Genomic DNA, 21,914 nt, shown 5'->3' with positions numbered 1-21,914 from the left:
CCAGGAGTGTTGCGATGCGTATTGGTCTGCTGTTGAGTATGGGGATGCTGGTTGCAAGCGGGGTTCAGGCACAAGAGCTGGGGGCCATTCCTGAGGAATCTGGCTTTTCCGGCAGTGTGCTGGCGGGAGCCAGCGTTGGCGAGACCAAGTCCAATTTTGCCACGGGGAGTGCAGGTAGCGAGCGTATTGACACTTTGGGTGCTGCGGCGCAGCAGCGCCACCTTGATCCGGTGATCAACGGGGATCTGCGCTACACCTTTGCCTCCACCGGTAGCCAGCTGTTTCTGGGCAACCTCATTCAGGATGCCATTCGTGGCGATGGTACCCAGCAGTTCGGGCTGCGCCAGCAACTGGGGGACAAGGGGATCGTGGCCGGTTCGCTGGTGTTCAATGCCACCCCGGTCAAGGTCTGGCGCGATCCCTTTGCTGTGGGTGTGGAACGCGAGCAGAGTGACGTGCGCTCCCACGGCGCCCGTCTGGCGTGGGACAACATCTGGGGCAGCGCGTTCAGTGGTAGTGTCACCAGCCGCGACGTCAAGGTGGATGGGGAGTCCAGTGGCGAGCAATATGGCCGCGCTGTGATGGGGATGCTGGATCGCAATGGCTGGGTCAACTCCGCCGAGGTCTCCTACCAGTTCCGGCTAACAGACGATCAGTTCCTCGAGCCAGCATTGCGCTATGAGAAGGCTGATCTGGCGGGCAGTGCCGAGTCTTATGTGAGCAAAGGGTTGCAGCTCACCTACGCCAAAACCTCGCCTCGCTGGTCGTTCGTCAGCAACCTCTATCTGGGCAAGCGCGACTATGACGAGGCCAATCCGCTGTTTGGCCTGCGTGCCGACAGCCGCGACATGGCTATCGATGCCACCCTCTTCTGGCACCAGCTGTTTGGCATTGCGCCGCTCTCTGCACTCCTGAGCGCCAGCTACGCCAATGCAGACTCCGGGATCGACTTTTACGATATTCACGCCACCAGCATCACCACGGGCTTGCTCTACCGTTTCTGATCCCGGCATCCGGCAGCGAGATGAGGTGTACACACAGGGGCTGGTCAATCCAGCTCTTTGTTTATGGGATGGAGCGCAATAGACAATTCAAGCTGTATGCAGGTTGGTCATCACATGCAGACAAGAGGCGTTATGACAGAGGGCATTTGAGGGACGCGCGAGGTAGGGAAGGGGGAGAACAGAAAATACGAAAAAGCCCAGCCAAAAGGCTGGGCTTTAGAATTTGGCTCCTCGTCAGCTGGACAACGCCTGTGTCAGCGGTGCCGAAGGTCAGCAGTGCCTGCGTGTGACGGGGGAGCTGAGCAAGGTGACTGACGCCCCGACAGCGCTGGATTATCAGGTCGCGCCGCAACTGTCGCTGGCGTATGGCTATGGCCTCACCGACCAGCTGACCGCCGGGGTGACTGCCTCGATGTTTGGTTCATCGCTGGACAACCAGTTGCTGACTGAGCGCGGTGGTGCGGAGCTGGACAGCGGTGTGGGCGTGGGTAGCTATCTGCACTTCTCGCAAGGGGCAGATGAGACTGGCGTACAAGCGGGTGTGTCGCTGGGCTACGGCGAACAGCGTGGTGAGTTTGTGCGTGGTGATGGTCTTGCCAATGTGCAACACGGCAAAGGCAAGGCTGATGTGAAGAGCGTAGCCGTGCGGGGTTCCCTGGGCTATGGCGTAGAGGTGGCAGACTGGAAAGTGACCCCTCATGCCGAAGTGACCCACTTTATCACCAGCCGTGACGGTTACCGTGAAGGTGGTGAGCGACTGGTGTTTGATGTCGAGCACGACAAGGTGAAAGACAAGAGCACAGTGGGCAAGGTGGGTGTGAAAGGCGAGACCGCGCTGGCGAAGGGAGTGAAGCTGAAACTGGATACAGGGGTCGAGATGGACCTGGATGTAAACCCGGTGACGCTCAAGGGCTGAAGCGACATATTCAGCCTGGGTGAAGGGATGCAGGAGTTTGCGGTGAGTGCCGAGCTTGAGCGCAATGATATGCGTCCTTACGCGGCAGTGGGTGTTGGCTATGAGCTGGAGCAGGCTGGCACCGTAGGGCTGAATGTGAAGGCGAGCCAGGCTGAATATGGCAATCAGGGCGTGGATGGCAGCGTGCAACTGAGCTACGAGCTGAAGTTCTGATAAGCAACGCAAGAAGTAAAACCGGAGAGTAAATATCAAAGCCGGCCTCGAGAGGGGCCGGCTTTTTTGTTGGGACACAGTAAGGGGAATATGACTACTCACTCATAGGAATTGCCCTACATACGGCTGATGGTGGTGATGAAAAAATAGCCTCAGATGTATTTGATACCCCCTTTCATGGATGAGAGACCCGAGAGCGTTTGGGAACAACATCCAGCCATTACTTGGTCAGGCAATCTCGGTAGTCATGGCAGTTCACGCCATATCAATGCAACACATGCAGACCGCTTAGCGAAGTTATCGTGATGCGCAGCGGCGCTATTTTGTTGTCGGTCCACCAAGTGGTGGTCTGGTTGTAGTGATACCGGATATGCATAGCGCATACCGGTTGCAAGAGGTTAGTTATGAACAAAGCAAATGCCGTGATGACATTAAGCACCCTGGCACTGGCCATCGGTGTTTCGCTGGCCAGCCAGCAGGCACGGGCTATCGAGGTTGCCAATGGTGAGATGAGCAACATTGGTTATCTGAGCACTAATATCCCAGATACCTACATCTGGGATACCACAAGCAATTTTTCTGCAGATGGCAATGTGGTGGTAGGTTGGTCTTCAAACGAGTTTGATGATGCGCGGGCGTTTCGCTTTGACGCCCGCACTGGCATCATGCAGGATCTCGGCACCCTACGCAGTAATAACGGCGGTCAATCATATGCTTATGCAGTTTCTGCTGACGGTAACACTGTGGTTGGCAGGGCACAATCTGATAGTGGCGAATGGCGTGCTTTTCGTTTTGGTGAAGGGGATGCCCGGCTTACCGATCTTGGCACTCTGCGCAGCAACAACTCAGGTGGTGCCGAAGCGATGGCGGTCTCGTCTGATGGCAAGGTGATTGCTGGATATGCCGCTACCGATGATGGGGCCCACCGCGCATTTCGTTATGACCAAGCGACTCGCCGGATGACCGATCTCGGTTCACTGCGCAGTAACAAATTGGGTGGCTCCATGGTCAGGGCCATGAGCAAAGATGGTGGGGTGATCGTCGGCTACGCAGAGACGGATAGCGGTCAAAACAGGGCCTATCGCTATCAGCAAGGCCGTGCACAGATGACCGACCTGGGCACCTTTATGGCAGGCAATGCGGGACAGTCTGAGGCAACGAATGTTTCCGCTGATGGCAAGGTGGTGGTAGGGCAGGCTGCTTATGGACTTGGCTCCGGTGAAACGAGTGCGTTTCGCCACTCCGACGAGGAGGGGATGGTCCGCTTGGGCTCACTGCGCTCGGATAATCTCGGCGCTTCTTATGCAAGTGCCGTCTCGGACGATGGTCGAGTGGTGGTAGGTCTTGCTCAAAATGATACGAACGTTTACCAAGCGTTTCGTCACAATAAAGGGGATAGCCAGCTCACCCCCCTTGGCAACTTGCGCAGTGATAACGCCGCTAGCGGCTCCTCTTTTGCTCGCGGGGTGTCTGGTGATGGCAAGGTGGTGGTTGGTGAGGCCGCCATTGATGTCGCTGGAAGGTCTCACGCATTCCTTCATCGCGAAGGCGATGCACGAATGACTGACCTCGGGACTCTCGGCACCGCAGATTCCCGTGCCTACAAGGCCAACTATGATGGTTCTGTCGTTTTAGGCTGGTCGGGAAACGGGGGGAGATGGGATCGAGCGTTTATCTGGCGTGCCTTTAAGCCCGTTGAGCCGCCGGTTGATCCGGTTGACCCAGTTGATCCACCGACTGATCCAATCGATACACCGACTGATCCGGTCGATCCCCCCACTGATCCGGTTGTCCCCCTTGTTCCGCCAGTCGAGCCGGGTGGCGAAGTGGCCAATCAGCCCGAGCCTCAGCCCGAGCCGGGTAGCGAGGGGAGCGGTGGTGTAATGCAGGATTTGGGCTATCTGTTTGACTCGATGCCGCTCCTGGCCGCCCAGACCGAACAGGCCTTCCGCGCCCAGCAGCGCTCACTGGGCCGTCAGCTGGACAACGCCTGTGTCAGCGGTGCCGAAGGTCAACAGTGCCTGCGTGTGGCGGGTGAGCTGAGCAAGGTGACTGACGCCCCGACAGAGCTGGATTATCAGGTCGCGCCGCAACTGTCGCTGGCGTATGGCTATGGCCTCACCGACCAGCTGACCGCCGGGGTGACTGCCTCGATGTTTGGTTCATCGCTGGACAACCAGTTGCTGACTGAGCGCGGTGGTGCGGAGCTGGACAGCGGTGTGGGCGTGGGTAGCTATCTGCACTTCTCGCAAGGGGCAGATGAGACCGGAGTGCAAGCCGGTGTGTCGCTGGGCTACGGCGAACAGCGTGGTGAGTTTGTGCGTGGTGATGGTCTTGCCAATGTGCAACACGGTAAAGGCAAAGCTGATGTGAAGAGCGTGGCTGTGCGGGGTTCCCTGGGCTATGGCGTAGAGGTGGCAGACTGGAAAGTGACCCCTCATGCCGAAGTGACCCACTTTATCACCAGCCGAGACGGTTACCGTGAAGGTGGTGAGCGACTGGTGTTTGATGTCGAGCACGACAAGGTGAAAGACAAGAGCACAGTGGGCAAGGTGGGTGTGAAAGGCGAGACCGCGCTGGCGAAGGGAGTGAAGCTGAAACTGGATACAGGGGTCGAGATGGACCTGGATGTGAACCCGGTGACGCTCAAGGGCAGAAGCGACATATTCAGCTTGGGTGAAGGGATGCAGGAGTTTGCGGTGAGTGCCGAGCTTGAGCGCAATGATATGCGTCCTTACGCGGCAGTGGGTGTTGGCTATGAGCTGGAGCAGGCTGGCACCGTAGGGCTGAATGTGAAGGCTAGCCAGGCTGAATATGGCAATCAGGGCGTGGATGGCAGCGTGCAACTGAGCTACGAGCTGAAGTTCTGATAAGCAGTGCAAGAAGTAAAACCGGAGAGTAAATATCAAAGCCGGCCTCGAGAGAGGCCGGTTTTTTTTGTTTCACTTAATCAGCACATTAGATGTTTAACGACTTGATATCATCGAAATATCGGGGGAAGGCTCATGTGTCATTCGATTGCTCAAATTAAGGAGAATAATGTCAATTGAGTGCCGAACTGGATAGTCAGCCATTTCGTAACGGTGATCATTTCATGGGGGAGCCAACAATAGGGACCATGTAAACAATGCTGCTATGTGGCGTTATGAGATTTAGCCCCTGTTGAGCCCAATCAGCATGTTATTAGCACGGTAAATCTCAGGATGGGCAAGTGTACGCTCTTGACTTATTGAGTTGATAAGTATTTTCCTACATTGCGTTGCCCTGCAATCCTACATACCTCGAATCACTATGTGGCTATTATTCATGCATCGATTCAGCGGGCTCGTTGAAAAGATAAAAATCCAAAATCGAGTTGCCGGTCTTAATGCGTTGGTCAGTATTAAAATGTTGTCCAGCCGGATACAGAGTTGTTTGTGTTTTGCCTCATCTAACAGGTTAAATAGTGCAAACAGTATCAAGCCCATCTTCGGGGCAGTGAACCAGGGATAGTCTCCTCGCGATAGTTAACAAAATGCAGTTGTCTTTTGGCTGCTGATGTAACCGACAAGGTCTCTATTCATGAAAAAGTTTGTAACCCCTGATCACCATATTCGTCGTACCACCTTGGCTGCCGTTTTGCTGGCTACGCTGGTCAGTAACGGCGCAAGCGCTTTGGTCTCAACCAATAGCGCAGGCCCCATTCATGGTCGTCAAATCACCGTCGTCGCCACACCGGAAATCACTGGGCTGGGGGTGGTCGGTGTGCCGGTCACTCTGCCAATGGTACCGGGTACTGCCGATGCAGATGGTGATGCACTGACCGACTGGTACTACGTTTGGCAACTGGATGGCGTTGATGTCGGTGCCGAGCAGCTGGCTGGCAGCGTTGATGCTATTCCCGCCTATACCCCGCAACCTGCTGATGCTGGCAAGAAGCTGACACTCAAGCTGCGTGCCGTTGCAGACGAGCGAAGCTTCCCGGTAGCAACCCGTTACTCAGCCGATAGCCTCTCCAATGAAATTATTATTGCGGCCGGAGATCTGGAGATCGGTGGTGAAGGCCCCATTGTTGAAAATCCTGGTATCCCGGGCTCCATTGGTCTTGACGGCGCAGGTAACGGCAGTGGCCCCGAAAACCAGGAGATCAAGGTTGATGTCGGCTCTTCGGTCACCAACAACAACAGCGGTGGTGATCTGGAGTGGAGCCTGAGTGGCGATGATAGTAGTCAGTTCACCATTGACGACAACGGTGTACTGACGCTGAAGCCGCAAGATGCTGAAAACCCGCTTGATACGGATGGTAATGGTACCTACGTAGTTGAGGTCACGGTGACCGATCCAGTTACAGGGGCGCAGGACAGTATCACTATCACCATCACTGTGGAGAACGTGGTTGAAGCTGCAATCGACGTCAAGGTAGTGGATGCGACTGGTGCAACCATCACCGGCAACCCTGTCGTAGGGACCACTCTGCACTCCGCCGTGACGTTGGATGACGGTGCTGGCGAGAAGCTTGACCGTGTTGATGCCACTTACCAATGGCAGCGTGCGCTGGATGGTTCGGAAGATTGGGCTAATGTTGATGGTGCAACCAGTGCCACCTACACCACCACCGGTGCAGATCAGGGTTACAAGTTCCGCGTGGACGCCAACGGTAAGTAATCTCGCTACAAATCACAAAAGCGGCAAGGAGGCCCGGTGTATACCGGGCCTTTTTTATCAACATACGGGTTGGCAATAAGTTCATATTGCGACAGTTTAACCAAGGGAGAAACCATGACACTACCACAGCGTTTACACCCAACCCTGCGCCGGTCAAAGATAGGATGCCTGATATTGTTTGTGCTGGCAGGTCACTCAGCCGTAGCCAAGGAGAGTGATTCGACGGCAGCCATTTATGGGCGCGGTGCTCCAACAGCCCCTGCCATTACATTTAAAGCCATGACACAAGATCAGTATCTTCGCGTGGATCGCGTTGACGGCTCTATTGATCCGGATGGTGACGAGATCACTTACCAGACACGCTGGTGTTCTGAGCCGTCTGGTCAGGGCGCTTGCTCATACGGCGATGCGCAACAGATGTCTGAATCAGTAAGTTATTACGTTGCGGCGCGTGCGGTTACCCCACGGGGCTATCCGCAAGCAACACAAGGTGGTAGCAACTGGACTGAACTGGCGACTGGCCGGATACCCAAGGTTAGCAATATCGAGGTCAACCGTGGTCAGTTGGCTGGGCCAGGAACAGCTGTTTCAGCCAGTTACCTGTATGAAGATCTGGATGGAGACCTTGAAGGCGCCAGTCGCTATCAGTGGTACGTCAACGGCGTTGCTATGGCCGGCGAATCGGCACGCCAATACATGGTGAAAGAGAGCGATCTCAATAAAGAGCTGGCCGTAGAGGTTGAGCCGATGGCTCAGAGTGGGTTGGCAAATCTGGGTAAAAAGAGGACATCATCGGTATGGAAAGTAGCGCATCTAAAAGTGAAAGTAGGGGCGCTTACTTTTTACCGTTCTGCAGTGTCGGGCGAACTGGCTTCCCATAGTGGTGCAACGACAAAGTGTCAGCAGCGAGGTTTGAGGTTACCCACGAGGACCGAATATCAGCTTCTCTATAATGCCTACCCAGCCAATAAAATATCTTCCGTTATTGGCTGGCCAACAAACATCTATGCATTTTGGACATCAGACATTCACACCGCGGGTAGCTTACATTGGGCATTCAGACTGGATAATGGAAATACTAACGGAACCTACTCGATAAACAATGAGTATTATCTCTGTGTTAGTGGATGACGATATGAATAAAAAAGACCGCTCGAAGCGGTCTTTTTATTTGTCCACACTTTTTGATGCAGCATAAGGATAAGTGGCGAAATGCTACTTGAGTGCTTGTGTCTGGCAAGAAATTAAAAGGTGGGTTTATGCTGTTTCAGCAGAGCAGACTGGTGAATGTTAGAATGTATAGAAATGATAATCAAGATATTGCGCATAAAAAAAGCCGCCTGGCGGCGGCCAAAATGGCTGGATAAAGTCGATGATCTGACTTTATTAAACGCGCAACTTGTCAGCCAGGCACGGGATATGTGTTACGCGACTAAATAATGCCACGTTTAAAGATAAAACCCTTGTAGGAATAGACTTAAGTTTTTTTGTGAAATCTAAGAACATAAAACAACATACTGGTCACTTTTAAGGTGTGGATTGTAATTTTAATCGCATAAGGTGAGCCCTACATCGCTATAGGTGATTTCCTACATCGCATGTTCGTCCATTTCTATATGATAGCTGACATGGATTCTCCAATTGATGGACCGCTGACATATATTGCAACAACAGAAGTGAGTTTTAAGTATGTTTAAGAAAAGCCGCGTCTATCAACTGGTATGGGCTTACCTCTTTATTGGACATAACGCTGTATTGCCGATTGCATACGCTGCTGGTGCAATACCGGAAACGAAAAAACGTCAGGAACAGTCCTCACAGAATATTTACACCGTTAAAGTAGGTGACAGCCTGAGTGGTATTGCCAAAGCTCATGGTGTAGCTGTTCATACTCTGCTTGCCATGAACGAGAGCCGGCTGGCAACTCACCCTCTTGACGTTGGCCAAAAAATTATTGTGCCAGCAGCATTGGCTCTCCCTGAGCTGGGCGGCAAAAATCCTCTTAATTTGACATCGAGCAATGAGAGCGCTAAATCCGTTGCCGATTACGCTGCGGAAAATACTGCGCGCATTGCAACCCAGTTTGCAACCAACGATGAGCCTGGGGTTGATGAGACCCTAGCTGATAAATTTGCACGCCAGACGTACGGTAATGCTGACAATGCATCTGTTGTTACAGGTTCATCCTATGGCGCCAAAGAGGAAGCGCAGTACTGGAAACGTCAAGCTGTCTCAGGTTTTGAGGCCGAAGCCAACCAGTATGCTCAGGAATTGGTAGGCAAGGGGACCGCCAGAGCCAAGATTGCTCTCGACGATGAAATGAATTTTGCCGAGTCATCCCTTGATGTGCTGATGCCGTTCGCAGAAAGCGAGTCGCGCATGCCGTTTGTGCAAGGTGGGGTCAGAAAATCCAGCAATGACAACATCATCGCGAACGTTGGTATCGGCCAGCGCCATTTCACCAAAGATTGGATGCTCGGTTACAACGCATTTTATGACCAGGATTTCACCGAGCGCGCGTCCCGTGCCGGTATTGGTGCAGAAGCATGGCGTGACAGTCTCAAGATGTCTGCTAACGGCTATATACCGCTGAGTTCCTGGAAAGAGAGCGACAAGATCGAAGATCACTTGTCCCGTGCGGCCAGTGGTATTGATGTCAACATTCAGGCCTATCTGCCTTCGCATCCGGCACTGTCAGGCTCTGTGACCGCAGAGCAGTATTTTGGTGACAAGGTGGATATCTTGGGCTCCCAGAAGCTGGAGAAAGATCCCCATGCCATTACCCTGGGGGTCGGGTATCAGCCCGTTCCATTGGTCAAATTTGATGTCAAGCACACTGAAGCATCCGGTGGTCAGAGCAACAGCCAGTTTGGGTTAAATCTTGAATGGCGTCTGGGCGAGTCACTCAACAACATGTTGGATGGCCGCAAGGTCAACAAGTCCATGCGCGGCATGCGCTATGACCTGGTCGAGCGTAACAACCAGATTGTTCTCGAATATACCAAGGCACAACTGATGTCTGTGGCATTACCGCAACAGCTGAGTGGGTTCGAAGGCAGCCCGTTTGATATTTCGGTGCAGGAGCTACGCAGCAAACACCCTGTTGCCGAGATTGTTTGGCAGAGCCCCTTGTTTGACAAGCTTGGTATTCCGGCAGCGCAGTTGCGCGGTGCCGATTTGACCACGCTGCGCTTGCCCGAGTTGCCCGTATTTGAAGCCGAAGGCAGCAATTTATACGGTATCACCGTCATTGTTCGTGACATCAAGGGCAACGAGGTCAGTGCGTATAGCGCCCTTGAGGTACTGCAAAGCCGAACCAGACCTGAAGTTGTTGACCCTGATGGGGATCTTGATGGTGACGGCCTGACCAACGGTCAGGAAAGCCAGCTCGGTACCGATCCGGAAAACAAGGATACCGATGGTGACGGCATTGATGACAAGACCGAAGTGGACAACGGCAGCAATCCGCTCGACCCGAACGACCCGGTGGCTGATCCGGACGGGGATATAGATGGTGACGGCCTGACCAACGGTCAGGAGAGCCAGCTCGGTACCGATCCGGAGAACAAGGATACCGATGGTGACGGCATTGATGACAAGACCGAAGTAGACAACGGCAGCAATCCGCTCGACCCGAACGACCCGGTGGCTGATCCGGACGGGGATCTTGATGGTGACGGCCTGACCAATGGTCAGGAGAGCCAGCTCGGTACCGATCCAGAGAACAAGGATACCGATGGTGACGGCATTGATGACAAGACCGAAGTGGACAACGGCAGCAATCCGCTCGACCCGAACGACCCGGTGGCTGATCCGGACGGGGATATAGATGGTGACGGCCTGACCAACGGTCAGGAGAGCCAGCTCGGTACCGATCCGGAGAACAAGGATACCGATGGTGACGGCATTGATGACAAGACCGAAGTAGACAACGGCAGCAATCCGCTCGACCCGAACGACCCGGTGGCTGATCCGGACGGGGATCTTGATGGTGACGGCCTGACCAACGGTCAGGAAAGCCAGCTCGGTACCGATCCGGAGAACAAGGATACCGATGGTGACGGCATTGATGACAAGACCGAAGTAGATAACGGCAGCAATCCGCTCGACCCGAACGACCCGCTTAATGGTGGTATGAAGTTGAGTGATAACAGCCTGACTGTGGTACGTAATAACGCTGTAGCGAATGGTATTGACAGTAACGAGTTGCAAGTGGCAGTAGTCGATGCTGCGGGCAATGCGAAAGCCGGTGTGACCGTCGAGTGGACCACCACTGCCGGCAGCCTCTCGGGAACAACCAGCATCACTGATGTGAATGGTATTGCCCGCATCGAGGTGAGACATACCGGGATTGCCAGCGTTACTGTAACCGCATCCCTGCTGGGCTCCAGCCAACAGGCTGATGTGAACTTTGCTGCTGGGCAGATCGCAAGCGATGGTGTGCGGGTGACTGACCAGAGTGGTAACGATGTACCGGCTTATGCTCCGGTGGGTACTATCCTCTATGCCCATGTGCGCCTGGAAGGAGAGGTTGACGGACAAACCGGCCGGGGTGATGAGCAACTGACTGGCGGTTCACGGCTGACTTACCAGTGGCAACGTACCAATGATGGCGTGAACTGGACCGATATCGGCTCCTTTGATCGCTACACAACGACCGGTGCGGATCAGGGTTACACCTTCCGTGTTCACGTCACCGCACAGTGACGGTCAGGAGATGAAGGTCTCGTAAATCGTCTTGTCATAAACAGGTTGCCCATCTACTGATGGGCTGCCAACACCAAGCACTAAACAAACAGGAAGATTAATTGAAACAATAAACAACGCTGCCCTGGTTATTCAACGGTGCTTACGAATTATTTCGTTATGCTAAACTCGTAAAAGGTAGGTATAGCTAGAGCTTGAAGAAATAGAGGTATGGTAATGTCAAAGACCAATAACTTAGGAACGGTCTACTATTAAAGATAATCGTGCTGTTTTTAATTCTGTAATTAATTTGCTGTCATTTATAGGGGGTTATTACTGAGTTTCATTTAGATAGTAGGAATTGACTGATTTAAATATCATTGCAGTATGTTCATTTTTATGGTTAGTAATAATGTAATTGGTGGAGTTTATGTTGGTGAAAAAATATCACGGCACAATGATTGTTTTTCATTGGCTTATAGCTATCTTGATGACAATGGTTATATTTTTTTCTCTTTTTTATTGGAGTGTTAAAACCTTCCATCTCCCCTTTACCAAAGATACAGTGTTTGCCACATTTATCGGCCATGAGACGGTCGGTTTCTTTTTACTGCTGGCGACTGTGGTGCGAATCTGCAATTCCCTAAGTCACCGAGCTGAGAGACCCCGTTCAATCAATGCGGATCATCCGCTCAAGCACGCTCTTGAAAAGGCGGTGCATCTGTTCTTGCAGTACGGGGTGATCCTTCTGACCCTGCTGGGGTGGGCCACCGCCAACGCCAAAGGATACGAACTGCGCCTGTTCTGGCAAGAGTGGCTGACCCTGCCCAACCTCGTTGAGTTGGGTGATCCCAAACAAGCGGCCACTAACACCATCTACCAGCTCTTGTTGCAGTGCCACAGTGTTCTGGCCTTTGCCATGATGGCCGTGGTGCTGCTGCATATCACTGCTGTGATGGTGCACCGGTTCAAGGGGCACAATCTCTTGACCAGAATGTTGTGGCGCTAAGTGTTGTACCACAGGTCGGCAGGTACCATCCGACTGCTGACTTGCCCCCTTATCGATAATGTTCTAGGTTACAATCAATCACTTACTGGCTTTACTATTGGCTTGATAAAGGAATCGCATGGCAACGATCATGATTGTGGATGACCATCCGGCTATCAGAATGGCCGTAGGCATCCTGTTAAAAAGTAAGGGCCACCAGATCTCGGGTGAATTTGATAATGGTATCGATGCTCTGGCGCAGATCCGCCAGCAAGCGCCCGATATCCTGGTGCTCGATATCAATATTCCCCGTATCGATGGCTTTGATGTAATCAAGCGCTGCCACGAGCTGGCCATGTCACCAAGAATTATCGTGTTAAGTGCCCATGACAGCGACCACGTCAAAACCCGCTGTGTTCAACTGGGGGTCTCCGCCTTTGTCTCCAAGCTTGATGATCTCACCAAGCTCTCTTCTGTGGTGGAGCAGGTGCTGGCTGGCTATGTGTTATTTGACCAAGCCCTTCGCTTTGATGCTGCCGGCAAGTCAGATATCGACAGTGCAGAGGTATTGAAGACGCTTTCAATGCGTGAGATGAGTGTGCTGATGGCTTTGGCAAGAGGCGATAATAACAAGAAAATTGCCAACGATTTGGTATTAAGTGAAAAAACAATTAGTACCTATAAAACAAGGCTAATGACCAAGTTACAGCTCAACAATATTGTCGATCTTCTTAACTTTGCCAAACGCCATAATCTGGTCTGAGCCATGAAAAAAATCTTGACGCTATTTTTTTTTATCACTTGCACCACTGTCGTCGCTTCAGAAAAAACGGATCAGACCATAATTCCAATATTTTCCCGTGAGCCAGTCCCTGTCAGTCGAGCCGTGACGCCCTTTAATACCGCCGAACAGACATGGCTGCACAATAAAAAGCAGTTGGTGTTGGCCGTGCCTGCCCCCGACAATCCACCTCTCGATATCTCTCTGATGTCCGGTGACTATGAGGGGGTTACGGCAGACATCGTGGGGTTGCTCTCTGCCACCTTTGGCATCCCTGTCATCGCCAAGCGCTATGAGACACGCTCTGCTGCATTGCAGGCAATCAGGCGTGGAGAGGTAGATTTTATTGGTTCCGCAAACACCTATGAATCTTTTCAGGGTTTTTTACTCACTAAGCCCTATATTAGCGACACCCCAGTGCTCTTTATTCGCCAGGGCATACAGGTAGACGACGTTGAATCTGTTGCGGTGCCACAAGATTACCTGCCAGACGAATTTTTCAACACCTTGTTCAATGATAAAAAAGTGATTCATTATTCAGGACGTTACAGTGCCTTGGCCAGTGTGGCCTACAAAAGAAATGATGCGGTTTTGATCGACTTGTTATCTGGGAACTTTTTAGTCAACAAATTCTATCTGGAGAATGTTGAGTTCGGAAAAACGATACCATTCAACTCTTACGGTTTCTCATTTGCCCTTTCTCCCGAAAACAAACTCCTCCAGCAATTAATCAACAAAGCCATCGACATTATTCCGGCTACATCTATCAACGCCATTTATCAACGCTGGGCTGGAGGTGGGGTATCGTTGGTTGGTGAGTCGCTCAATCTGACCGCTGCCCAAAAGGCATTTCTGGCGCAAAAGAAAGAGATCACCCTGGCAGTCAATGACCGGATCCCGCCGATGGGATTCGTCGATCAGGATGGCTATTTTCGAGGCATCTTGGCTGACCTGATACAAACAATTCGGCTACGGCTTGGGATCAATGTAAAGCTGGCGATTATGGATGACTTGCGTCATCAATTAGATGCGGTGCAATCCGGTGATGCTGATGTGACCATTACCAGCCCCAATAGAAAATATAGCCAGCCTTTGGTTTTCAGCAGAGCGATTGTGTTGGATCCGTTGGTTTATGTGATCAGAAAGGAAAATTACGATAAGTATTCAGATGTTGAGAGCGTGCTAAAGGATGGTCCGTTAGCGTTGGTAAAAAGTACCGTAGCGGAAAAATTGGTGGAAGAGTACCAGTCCGATAATCTGAAAGTCACCTATTTTGACAAGTACGACAATGCATTGGCTTGCGTTGCCAATCTGCTATGTAACGCTGCGATTGTGCCATTGCGGCCTGCTCAATATTTCATTAACAGTAATCATACCGATTCACTTGCTGTGGGAGGGGAACTTTATGACTCACAGCCGGTGGCAGCGGCCTTTACAACACGGCCAGATAATCGTGAGCTGATTGAAATATTGGATAAAGTTATTGCATCAATTCCACCAGATGAACTGGAAGTATTATCCAGTCGTTGGCGAGTCAGCGCCAAGCAAGATATATTGACCTTGAATGATGTGTTTCATCAATTCTGGCTGGAGATTGTTGCAGCAACCGTCACGCTATTGATAGTGGTGTCATGGGCATTGGTCTTGCGCCGCCAAAACAATGAAAGAAAGCGTGCTCAATTCGCGCTAAAGCAACAGCTTAAATTCATGGACGATCTGGTTGACAGTATTCCTCATCCTGTATTCGCTCGAGATAAAGATAACAACTTCATATTATGTAATAAAAGCTACTGTAGCTTTGTCGGGGTTGAAAAAGAGCGCATGTTAGGCACAAATATTGCCAACCTGCCGATATCGGAACAATCACAAGAAGATCTTCGAGAGATTTACCGTAAGCTTCATGAAAATGGGGTTAGTTATAATAATGATCACTTATTGAAACTTGCGGATGGTCGAGCCTTTCATGTTTATTATTGGCTGCATATATATCATGATCTATCCGATGAAGTCAGTGGTATTATTGGTGGTTGGCTAGATATCAGTGAACGTCATCGCTTGATGGAGGAGTTGGCAGAAGCCTCACAGCGTGCAGAATATGCCAATAGGGCCAAGACAACATTTCTTGCGACCATGAGTCATGAAATTCGCACACCAATGAATGCAATAATCGGTTTGCTTGAATTGACCCTTCGTAAAGGTGGTATTAGCGCACAGGCGAATGATTCAATCGAAATTGCACTCAAGTCTTCGAAAGAATTGCTGGGATTGATTGGGGATATCCTTGACGTATCAAAAATTGAATCAGGCAAGCTTGAGCTATCTCCTGCTCCTCATAATATTGCTGAAATTAGCCGCTCAGTAATTAATGTTTTCTCGGCGAATGCACGAGAAAAGGGGCTTTACCTCACATGTTCCATCGATGATGAACAGACGGTTTTGATCGACTCGATGCGTTACAAACAGATCATATCAAACTTGATCAGCAATGCGATTAAGTTCACCCATAGAGGGGGCGTGGATCTTGCTCTTACACTATTAAGCGAGGGTGACGAGTGTGTAGTGACGATAAACGTTACGGATACCGGGATAGGGATAAGCCAGGATGATCAAACTCGTTTGTTTCAACCTTTCAGTCAGGTAGAACAGTCCCAAGATGAGTATCGTTCTGGTACCGGGCTCGGTTTGATGATTTGTCGTACCCTGTGCGAAATGATGGGGGGTCGTCTCGAACTGATGAGCGAACCGGGTCAAGGTACAAGGGTCCTGATATCACTTCGGTTACCAATAGTTGGCAGTTCTGCTATGGTGCGGCCATTACTCCCGACGTTGAGTGACATATCAGCTATTGCCACCCGCAGCAGTCGAATTCTGATTATCGATGATCATCCAACTAATCGATTGTTGGTGAATCAACAACTGACCTTTTTAGGGCACGAGGTTACGATGGCTGAGTCCGGTCGGGATGCCTTACAGCAGTTAGTGGATCAACGCTTCGATTTCATTATTACCGATTTTAATATGCCGGATATAAATGGCCTTGATTTTACTGAGCGCTATCGTCAGCAAGAGCGTGACGAGCAACGAGAACGGACAGTTATTATTGGGTTGACCGCCGATGCGAGACAAGAGCAGATCCAGCATGCGATCGAAGTAGGCATGGATGATTGTTTATTCAAGCCTGTCAGTCTGGATCAGATTCGAGATTGTCTTGCCAAGCATGATCCACGACCATCGGGTAATGATGCACAAGTGACGACTAGTGCAGCAATAGCTGAACGGATTGACCAGGTGCTTGGGGGATTAGCAGCCGGAAATACCCAGTTTATGTTGCCTTTGCTACAAGAGTTCTTGAAGGCTACGGATGATGATATCGCTATGTTGACATTGGCTAGTAACGATAATGATAGCCGGCGTTTTCTCGATTATTTGCACCGAATCAAAGGTGGTGCAAGGATCATCGGTGCTGATCAACTTGTTGAATGTTGCACCGAGTGGGAACAAGCACCCAATTTGAGTGGGTCTATGCCGAGAGCGCTGGATCAGGTTAATGATATTTATGGCCAAGTAAAACAGGGGGTTTTATATTGGCAGGAGAGTAAAGGCGTAATTGAATAAGAGAAGAAATGAAGGGTGATTTAAATCTTCATACTATAATTGAGGTATTTTTCAGACCCCATGATTAAAAATGCAAGGGGTCTTTTTATTTTAAGTTTACTCGAATCCAGAATTTAACGTTACTGACTTGGCTTTCCAATTTAGATGCCAACTACTCAATTCATGATATGGCATCGCTTTTCCTGCAATATAACCTTGACATATATCGCAGCCCAGTTTTTTTAGAATTTGCCACGTATCTATATTCTCTACGCCCTCGGCCACTGTTTTTAGTCCAAGGTTATTGGCCAACTTGATACTTGTTTCTATGATAGCTAGATGTGATGGCATGTTGTGGCAGTGATCGACAAAAGTACGATCAAGTTTTAACTCGGTGAAAGGGAGCAAAGCCAGCTGCTGTAGTGATGAGTATCCTGTGCCAAAATCGTCAATAGAAATACCGAACCCATGCATTCTTAGCCGTGTTAATACTTCAAGTGCTTGAGCGATATCTTCAGTAAACGCACTTTCCGTAATTTCCAGAGTGATTTTCTGAGGGGGGATCTGGTTCAATCCACAATGTAGTAGCAGAAAATTACTCAAGCTTTTATCAGTAATTGAACTAGCCGATAAGTTTAGAGCCATATTTAATGATGGTTTGCCTTTGGCACACTGATGGTATTGTGAAAGGGCATCACGAATAATCATCTCGGTAAGTGGGTGCATTAGATCATGTTTTTCTGCCAGTGGTATAAATAGATCCGGTGGTATCATCCCATATGTTGGATGAAGCCACCGAGCAAGCACTTCAATGCCACACCATTCACTAGTGAAAAAGTCAACCTTGGGTTGATACCATGGGTGTATCTGTCCATGCTGAATCGCATATTCCAGATCAATATTGGTAATTCGTGGCTCTTGTTTCTTATCGGATAAAACGGTTAATACTGGTGACCAACGGCCGATTAATGCTTCTAGCTGAGAAGGGTTGGTCGGTTTATCAATTTTACCTAATATTTGCAGACCAAATTCTGCTCCCATTCGCAATACTGCATCGACCACATCGTTCTCTAGCACACTAGAAAGAATGATTCCTCCTTTAAATTCTTTAGAGGAAAGTCTTCGTAGTAGTGCCATGCCATCCATTCCTGGGAGCCTTAGATCACAGAACAGAATGTCGACGCAGTTTTGTTCACAAACCTCCAGCGCATCAAACCCATCCTCTGCCTCTAAAATATGTTGGAAACCCATGTTGCTAAGCATACTGACCAGTATGGTGCGGTGAAGCGCGTAGTCTTCTACAATCAGGAGAACCAAATTGTCTTTATTGTTCCAGATATGAGCCTCCATTTTGCTGTTCTCCTCTTGAAATGATTCATGAATGGTGTTGAATGATTCTCAATAAAGCTGATTTTTATGAATGACTTGGCCTTGTTATCTATTTTAGCAGGTTGTATGAAGAAGTGCGTTTGAGGGGATGGGCCCCCTTAACTATACAAGATGGTGACCATGAATTTTCAATGAGCACATGAAATTTTAATTAATCATGTGTTTTGGTGTTACTTTAATTTCCTACCGTGTTGATGCCTGATTATTTAGTTATTGTTGCGGTATTATTTACTTTAATAAGAGAGTGGTGACTCATCTGATTAGTCCTCCAAAGAGAAGCTGTTTTATTATTGGAGAATTGTATTTTTTATTGGCTTTGTTATTAGTATTGGTTCGGTTTTTCGTTACATTAGGGAATACTTAAAGGTACACATATAGCGAGTAATAGGGGCATGTGTGCACAATGTGAGTCATCTAGAAGGAATTTAAAACGATGTCTATGACATCACACCCGTCATCGTGGAGTTCATTAACATCAGGTATCGAGAGTTTCAGCTGGCAGCCTTCAATGACAACTACGACTTGAGACTTGTAAACCCCAATGCCGTTACAATACGTACCTCGTTAAGTTGTTTGGAATGCGGTGACCTGCATAGCCACCGATGAACATGTTGATAAGGTCAGCGAGACTTGAAGTAGGCGACCTTTTCAAGGAAGTAGCGACTCAGTTCACCTTGATGTTGGTTCGCTTCGCTTTCTGCGCTGACCAAGTGACCGTTGCGCTCCTTCCATACCGCATATGCGGCGGCTTTCTCGACCTCGACCCGTTCTTGCTGTTCTTTCGGTAGGGCACACAGATTGTGACTCATACTGGCCTCTTTGTTATTTGTTGGCGCCATGGTATGCCATCACTGGCATGCGGGACTTGCGCTGGTTCAAAGGTGGTGCGCTATAATGACTGTATATAAATACAGGTGTTGTTGTCATGAAGCTGTTAACCCCAGACCCATCACCCGCCGAGGTGACCATCCCGCTGTTCTTGCACCGCGCCTCTTGCGGCTTTCCCAGCCCAGCCAGCGACTATCTGGAAGGGAAGTTGGACCTCAACACCCACTGCGTTGCCCACCCTGCAGCAACCTTCTATCTGCGTGCCGAGGGGGAGAGCATGACCGGGGTCGGTATCTTTCCCGGTGACTTGCTGGTGGTCGATAAGAGCCTCACCCCTCGCCATGGTGATGTGGTGATTGCACTACTCGATGGCGGCTTCACGGTAAAGACTTTGCAGCTCAAGCCGAGGTTGCGGCTGTTGCCAGCCAATCCGGCGTTCACGCCTATCGACCCTTGTATGAGCCTCTCCCTGGAGTTGTTCGGAGTGGTCACCCATGTGATTGGCAATCTGAGGCAGCGTGATGGCTATAGCGCTCGTTGATGTAAACAACTTCTACGCCAGCTGTGAGCGGCTGTTTCGCCCTGAGCTGCGTGGCCGCCCGATCGTGGTGCTCTCCAACAACGATGGATGCGTGGTGTCGCGCAGCCCCGAAGCCAAGGCGCTGGGTATCAAGATGGCCGGGCCCTACTTCAAGATCCGCGAGCAGTTCGAGGCGCATGGCGGTGTGGCATTCAGCTCCAACTACGCGCTCTACGGCGATATGTCTGGCAGGGTGATGAGCACGTTGGAGACCATGGCCCCTGAGCTTGAGGTCTACTCCATCGATGAAGCATTCCTGTCACTGTCGGAGTCGTTTGCCGGGGACCTGACAGCCTATGGACAACAGATCCGGCAGCGAGTGTGGCAGTGGACCGGCCTCACGGTAGGGGTTGGGATCGGCTCCACCAAGACCCTCGCCAAGCTGGCCAACTATGCAGCCAAGAAGTGGCCTGCCACGGGCGGCGTCGTGGACTTGCGTGACGAGCTGCGCCGTGCCCGGCTGATGGCTATCACCCCGGTGGACGAGGTGTGGGGCATAGGACGGCGCTTGGGAGCCAAGTTGGTGGCACAAGGCATCAACACCGTTGCTGACCTGGTAGCTAGCGACGCCAAAGGGTTACGCGCCCAATACGGCGTGGTGGTCGAGCGGATCGTACAGGAGCTGCGTGGCCTGCCTTGCGCAGAGCTGACAGTTGAACCGGCGGCGAAGCTGCAGATCCTCTCGAGCCGTTCCTTTGGTGAGCGCGTGACTGACCGTGGAGAAATGGCCCAAGCGTTGTCAGGCTTTATGGCTCGCGCAGCCGAGAAGCTGCGGGCCGAGGGGATGTGTTGCCAGCGGGTGCACCTGTTCGTGCGAACCAGCCCTTTTGACGAACGAGCGCCTTACTACAGTGAGCAGGCTGGCGTCCGGCTGGTCTGCCCTAGCGATGACACCCGGTTGCTGCTGCAGCAAGTGAACGTGCTGCTAGCACAGATTTGGCGCGACGGTTACCGCTATCAAAAGGGAGGTGTCATGCTGAGTGAGTTCACCCCCAAGGGGCAGCAACAGGCCGATCTGTTTGCCTCGTCCTCCGCTCAATCGGACGCGCTGATGGCAGTGATGGACCAGATCAAAGCCAAGGGATTGGGGCGCGTAGGCTTTGCCAGCCAAGGTACGGGGTCGTCTGAGTGGATGATGCGACAAGAGCACCTGAGCCCCTGCTACACCACCCGCTGGGAGGACCTGCCGGTGGCGAGGTAGTGCTATACCCGCACCCTTGGTGGACTCAGGTTTCAATATCAGGCCAGGGGAAGCGGTGCCACTGCTGGTAGAAGGTGTGATAGAGGTAGTCTAAATCCTCTTTCCACTCTTTCACTGCCACGCTGGTGTCGTGTGGACTGCGTTGTGCATTGCAGGCAAACGATGCGAGGGAGTTGGCCATTTTTTGCAGGCGGGTTGTTGATTTGGGCTCACCCCATTCGGAGGCATAAGCGGGATCGTCTATGTCATGTAACTCATCTTGCAAGAAAATCCAGTTGAGGATGCTGCGGCGTTCTTTGGGCTTTGCCGCCTTGTTTTGGTACCACGAGTAGTGCTCGTGGTACCAGCATCAACCATGACACTAATACAACGAGAAGGCGCCAATGAAAATTGGCGTTGGTGTTCGCTGGTACCATTCATGGTACCAATGACCCCGGTTCTTGGCGAACTTCGCCGAACTATTTCGGACAACAAAAAACCCGCAAGCCTTTCGGAATGCGGGTTTCTGGTCTTCCTCGTTCCTTCTCGGAACAGTATTTGGCTCCCTCGACAGGACTTGAACCTGTGACATACGGATTAACAGTCCGCCGTTCTACCGACTGAACTACGAGGGAAAAGTGGCTCCTCCTACTGGACTTGAACCAGTGACATACGGATTAACAGTCCGCCGTTCTACCGACTGAACTAAGGAGGAATTGCCTGTCTCGTTAAGACGGGGCGAATATTAATGACCAGGGAGACGGGTGTCAACCCGCGAATTTCCCGAAAACCGGATTTTCGGACTGTTTGCCCAAAAGTTGCGCTTTGCGGTTTATTTTCAGCACAATCAGTCCCTTGCCATCGCATTGGCCAACTGATGCCGGGAACATTGGTTCGGTTCGCATCAACCTGATGATGCCAGCATGATGTCGCGAACGTGCCGGTAACCAGGTGAGGCTCAAATGGTAATCTTTGTGGCAAAAAGGGGGAGAGCAGGAGCCAAGATCGGCGATTTGGCGGCAAATAGGCCAAATAATGGGTGAGCGCGCGTTTCATTGATCCTGCCCATCGAAAAAATGGCCCGTCTGGAGTAAGGTTACGCAGGATACCA

General features: G+C 51.0%; 16 protein-coding genes and 2 tRNA genes. 13 read left to right on the top strand and 5 right to left on the bottom strand.

All coding sequences use genetic code 11. The annotated features are described in order from the left end of the window. The first annotated feature begins 14 nt into the window (after window positions 1-14). From ACTG20_RS14360 to ACTG20_RS14310, 11 genes are all read left to right on the top strand, one after another. A complete protein-coding gene (locus tag ACTG20_RS14360) occupies window positions 15-1,004 on the top strand; it encodes a DUF2860 family protein (RefSeq protein ID WP_194496249.1) in 990 nt (329 codons plus the stop codon). 223 nt (window positions 1,005-1,227) lie between these two features. After that, the gene (locus ACTG20_RS14355) at window positions 1,228-1,920 is read left to right on the top strand and encodes an autotransporter outer membrane beta-barrel domain-containing protein (protein ID WP_194496250.1); all 693 of its coding nucleotides are present in this window, start codon (window positions 1,228-1,230) and stop codon (window positions 1,918-1,920) included. A 27-nt stretch (window positions 1,921-1,947) separates the two neighbouring features. Next, complete coding sequence (locus tag ACTG20_RS14350) at window positions 1,948-2,133, top strand: hypothetical protein (protein WP_194496251.1); 186 nt, start codon at window positions 1,948-1,950, stop codon at window positions 2,131-2,133. A 404-nt stretch (window positions 2,134-2,537) separates the two neighbouring features. After that, window positions 2,538-5,003, top strand: coding sequence for a hypothetical protein (locus ACTG20_RS14345; RefSeq protein ID WP_194496252.1), 2,466 nt, complete (start codon window positions 2,538-2,540; stop codon window positions 5,001-5,003). A 691-nt stretch (window positions 5,004-5,694) separates the two neighbouring features. Beyond that, the gene (locus ACTG20_RS14340; protein ID WP_194496253.1) at window positions 5,695-6,777 is read left to right on the top strand and encodes a cadherin repeat domain-containing protein; all 1,083 of its coding nucleotides are present in this window, start codon (window positions 5,695-5,697) and stop codon (window positions 6,775-6,777) included. A 114-nt stretch (window positions 6,778-6,891) separates the two neighbouring features. Beyond that, a complete protein-coding gene (locus ACTG20_RS14335) occupies window positions 6,892-7,908 on the top strand; it encodes an adhesion domain-containing protein (RefSeq protein ID WP_194496254.1) in 1,017 nt (338 codons plus the stop codon). Between the two features lie 98 nt (window positions 7,909-8,006). Next, window positions 8,007-8,144 (top strand): hypothetical protein, encoded by a 138-nt coding sequence (locus tag ACTG20_RS14330; RefSeq protein ID WP_194496255.1) that lies wholly within the window; start codon window positions 8,007-8,009, stop codon window positions 8,142-8,144. 322 nt (window positions 8,145-8,466) lie between these two features. Beyond that, on the top strand, window positions 8,467-11,484 hold the full coding sequence (locus ACTG20_RS14325; RefSeq protein WP_439987746.1) for an inverse autotransporter beta domain-containing protein: 3,018 nt from the start codon (window positions 8,467-8,469) through the stop codon (window positions 11,482-11,484). A 409-nt stretch (window positions 11,485-11,893) separates the two neighbouring features. Further along, window positions 11,894-12,472, top strand: a complete 579-nt coding sequence (locus ACTG20_RS14320) for a cytochrome b (protein WP_194496257.1) — start codon at window positions 11,894-11,896, stop codon at window positions 12,470-12,472. 118 nt (window positions 12,473-12,590) lie between these two features. Further along, complete coding sequence (locus ACTG20_RS14315; RefSeq protein WP_139405446.1) at window positions 12,591-13,214, top strand: response regulator transcription factor; 624 nt, start codon at window positions 12,591-12,593, stop codon at window positions 13,212-13,214. A gap of 3 nt (window positions 13,215-13,217) precedes the next feature. Then, entirely contained in the window at window positions 13,218-16,847 is a 3,630-nt protein-coding gene (locus ACTG20_RS14310; RefSeq protein ID WP_194496258.1) for an ATP-binding protein, read from the top strand. A 96-nt stretch (window positions 16,848-16,943) separates the two neighbouring features. On the opposite strand, the gene ACTG20_RS14305 is transcribed toward ACTG20_RS14310, so the two are convergent. After that, the gene (locus tag ACTG20_RS14305; protein ID WP_194496259.1) at window positions 16,944-18,176 is read right to left on the bottom strand and encodes an EAL domain-containing response regulator; all 1,233 of its coding nucleotides are present in this window, start codon (window positions 18,174-18,176) and stop codon (window positions 16,944-16,946) included. A 659-nt stretch (window positions 18,177-18,835) separates the two neighbouring features. Next, window positions 18,836-19,024, bottom strand: coding sequence for a DUF3283 family protein (locus ACTG20_RS14300; RefSeq protein WP_194496260.1), 189 nt, complete (start codon window positions 19,022-19,024; stop codon window positions 18,836-18,838). A 116-nt stretch (window positions 19,025-19,140) separates the two neighbouring features. On the opposite strand from ACTG20_RS14300, the gene umuD reads away from it, so the two are divergent. Then, window positions 19,141-19,584 (top strand): translesion error-prone DNA polymerase V autoproteolytic subunit, encoded by a 444-nt coding sequence (umuD, locus tag ACTG20_RS14295; protein ID WP_194496261.1) that lies wholly within the window; start codon window positions 19,141-19,143, stop codon window positions 19,582-19,584. Further along, the gene (gene umuC, locus ACTG20_RS14290) at window positions 19,565-20,824 is read left to right on the top strand and encodes a translesion error-prone DNA polymerase V subunit UmuC (protein WP_194496262.1); all 1,260 of its coding nucleotides are present in this window, start codon (window positions 19,565-19,567) and stop codon (window positions 20,822-20,824) included. The genes umuD and umuC overlap by 20 nt, the downstream gene beginning before the upstream one ends. A 25-nt stretch (window positions 20,825-20,849) precedes the next feature. On the opposite strand, the gene ACTG20_RS14285 is transcribed toward umuC, so the two are convergent. From ACTG20_RS14285 to ACTG20_RS14275, 3 genes are all read right to left on the bottom strand, one after another. Continuing rightward, complete coding sequence (locus ACTG20_RS14285) at window positions 20,850-21,089, bottom strand: hypothetical protein (protein ID WP_194496263.1); 240 nt, start codon at window positions 21,087-21,089, stop codon at window positions 20,850-20,852. 273 nt (window positions 21,090-21,362) lie between these two features. Beyond that, window positions 21,363-21,438: transfer RNA gene (locus ACTG20_RS14280), tRNA-Asn, on the bottom strand. A 4-nt stretch (window positions 21,439-21,442) separates the two neighbouring features. Then, window positions 21,443-21,518 (bottom strand) — tRNA-Asn (locus ACTG20_RS14275). Window positions 21,519-21,914: the final 396 nt, after the last annotated feature.

Source organism: Aeromonas sp. 84A, from assembly GCF_051919345.1.
In the GTDB taxonomy this organism is placed as follows: Bacteria; Pseudomonadota; Gammaproteobacteria; order Enterobacterales; family Aeromonadaceae; genus Aeromonas; species Aeromonas veronii.
This window is presented reverse-complemented; position numbering and strand designations above follow the sequence as displayed.

Bases quoted from the DNA above. Each gene is read 5' to 3' on its own strand.
- ACTG20_RS14360 (WP_194496249.1), top strand. From the start codon at position 15: ATGCGTATTGGTCTGCTGTTGAGTATGGGGATGCTGGTTGCAAGCGGG.
- ACTG20_RS14350 (WP_194496251.1), top strand. From the start codon at position 1,948: ATGCAGGAGTTTGCGGTGAGTGCCGAGCTTGAGCGCAATGATATGCGT.
- ACTG20_RS14345 (WP_194496252.1), top strand. From the start codon at position 2,538: ATGAACAAAGCAAATGCCGTGATGACATTAAGCACCCTGGCACTGGCC.
- ACTG20_RS14340 (WP_194496253.1), top strand. From the start codon at position 5,695: ATGAAAAAGTTTGTAACCCCTGATCACCATATTCGTCGTACCACCTTG.
- ACTG20_RS14335 (WP_194496254.1), top strand. From the start codon at position 6,892: ATGACACTACCACAGCGTTTACACCCAACCCTGCGCCGGTCAAAGATA.
- ACTG20_RS14325 (WP_439987746.1), top strand. From the start codon at position 8,467: ATGTTTAAGAAAAGCCGCGTCTATCAACTGGTATGGGCTTACCTCTTT.
- ACTG20_RS14320 (WP_194496257.1), top strand. From the start codon at position 11,894: ATGTTGGTGAAAAAATATCACGGCACAATGATTGTTTTTCATTGGCTT.
- ACTG20_RS14315 (WP_139405446.1), top strand. From the start codon at position 12,591: ATGGCAACGATCATGATTGTGGATGACCATCCGGCTATCAGAATGGCC.
- ACTG20_RS14310 (WP_194496258.1), top strand. From the start codon at position 13,218: ATGAAAAAAATCTTGACGCTATTTTTTTTTATCACTTGCACCACTGTC.
- ACTG20_RS14305 (WP_194496259.1), bottom strand. From the start codon at position 18,176: ATGGAGGCTCATATCTGGAACAATAAAGACAATTTGGTTCTCCTGATT.
- ACTG20_RS14300 (WP_194496260.1), bottom strand. From the start codon at position 19,024: ATGAGTCACAATCTGTGTGCCCTACCGAAAGAACAGCAAGAACGGGTC.
- umuD (WP_194496261.1), top strand. From the start codon at position 19,141: ATGAAGCTGTTAACCCCAGACCCATCACCCGCCGAGGTGACCATCCCG.
- umuC (WP_194496262.1), top strand. From the start codon at position 19,565: ATGGCTATAGCGCTCGTTGATGTAAACAACTTCTACGCCAGCTGTGAG.